Annotated in this window: 2 protein-coding genes; both read right to left on the bottom strand. The window is 47.8% G+C overall.

What is annotated here, in order from left to right; translation table 11 throughout:
• The coding region (locus tag ABLT31_RS38370) for a hypothetical protein (protein WP_367760975.1) at positions 1–293 on the bottom strand (293 nt) is incomplete at its 3' end.
• Positions 294–326: 33 nt separating this feature from the next.
• The coding region (locus ABLT31_RS38365) for a thiamine pyrophosphate-binding protein (protein WP_367760974.1) at positions 327–2,078 on the bottom strand (1,752 nt) is incomplete at its 5' end.

Here is a 2,078-nt window from a genome sequence, read left to right as displayed (position 1 = left end):
CCTACGCTCTTTTGACGCAAGGCATCGCGAAGAACCCCACGGATTTTGAAGCGCTTATTCATCCGGCTTTCATAATCGCCGAGCCCGCTTTCTTGAATTCCCATATCCACTAAGCGCTCAAAGGTTTTCTTGTTGGAAACAGCCCAAGCCACCGCTTGACATAAACGGTCAACGCGAGCTTGATCATACGTCTCGATGATCGCCAAGGCTTTTCTTGCTTTTTCAAAAGCCTGATCCAATTCTTGTTGCTGTCCTTCGGTTAATTCGGTTGGTCTCACTTTTACTTCTGCCATGATGTTTTCCCTCCTATATATTTAGCTTCGAAATTAAGCTTCTACCGCTACGTGATGGACTTTTTTGTTCGGGGAGTATATATCCATGATGTTCCAGTGTCCCGCTGTTGGAGTTGGGATGTTCTGCATTTGAACGTCAATCACACAAGGCTTGTTGGAAGCGATCGCTTGCTCTAATGCGGTTTTAAACTCTTCCGCGGATTGGATCTTCACCCCTTCAATCCCGTATGCTCTTGCTATCGCAGCATAATCTGGGGAATAAGGGGCTCCATCGCGTTGGAATAGCGTTCCTAAGGTTGTGCCATAGTGTGCTTTTTGCAGACCGGCAATGGTTCCGAAGGCATAGTTATTCATAATGACCCAGATTACCGGTATGTTTTCTTCGGCTGCTGTTGCCAAGACAGCAGGGTTTTGTCCAAAACCGCCGTCACCGACTAAGGAAATCACCACTCGGTTCGGTTGTGCAATTTTCGCTCCTAAAGCCGCTGGCGCTCCGAAGCCCATCGTAGCCAAACCGCCTGGGGTTAGAACCGTACCTGGCTCATACACTGGGAATTGCTGTCCCACTCCATTTTTGTTCCAGCCGACATCCGTCGTAATGAAGGCATCCTTCGGCAAGACGTCACGCACATCCTTCAAGATCCGCTGCGGCGTCATCGGGAACGCATTGGAATTGGCGTGCTCTTGATTGCTTGCTAAGAACTGTTCACGGTTAGCGGCAATTTTTTGCATCAATGCTTCGTTTTGTCTTCCGTTTGGAAGAAGTTCCTTCACTACGCGATTGATAACGATTAAAGCTTGCTTGAGGTCCGCTACAACCCCAATTTCCGCCGGATAGTTGCGTCCGATTTCGTTTGGATCGATATCGATATGAATCAGCTTGGTTTTCGGAATATCAAAGGTATATTCATCTTCCCAAGAGCTGGCATCCGCTTCCGCAAAGCGTGTACCCAGCGCCAAGATAAGATCCGCATTGCGGGTCGTATCATTGATGAACTTCGTCCCCCAGAAACCCGTCATTCCCAAAGCAAAAGGATGATCGTCGGAAATCGCGCCTTTCCCCATCAAGCTATACGCCACAGGAATGCTTAAGTGATCCGCTAATTCCTTGAGTTCTGTCGCTGCATCGGCCAGCATGATTCCTCCGCCTACATACATCACCGGATCTTTCGCTTGAAGCAGCTTTTCAACGATCTTCGTTGCTGTTTCATTATCGATGGAAGGCTTGTGTAATTTACGCGTATGTTTTTTTACTTTTTCAAATAACTCTGTATCAATTTCCATAGAAAAGATATCCATTGGCACAGAGACAAGAACTGGTCCCGGTCTTCCGCTTTCAGCCAATTGGAAGGCTTTCTCTAAAATTTGAGGGAAGAGGTCCGGACGATCTACACGCCAAGCGCGCTTCACAAACGGGCGGTAAATTTCATATTGGGCCGCATCGGCGTGAAGGTTCACTTCTTGGTGCGGATGTTTTCCGTAGTAGTGGCTCGGTACATCTCCAGCAATCACGACCATCGGGATGGAATCTAATGCCGCATTCGCTACACCCGTTGCCGCATTGGTCAACCCAGGGCCTAAATGGCTCAAAACCACAGCGGTTTCTTTTTTCGCTCTTGCATATCCATCGGCAATGTGCGCCGCAATTTGTTCATGTCGAGTGTTGACAAACTTGATGCTGCTGCCTTCTAATGCAGTTAACACCGCGATGTTGGTATGTCCACAAAGACCAAAGAGATGTTCCACTCCACGATCTTCTAAATATCTAACGAGTTGATGAGAAAT

The organism is Ammoniphilus soli (assembly GCF_040813775.1).
This window is presented reverse-complemented; position numbering and strand designations above follow the sequence as displayed.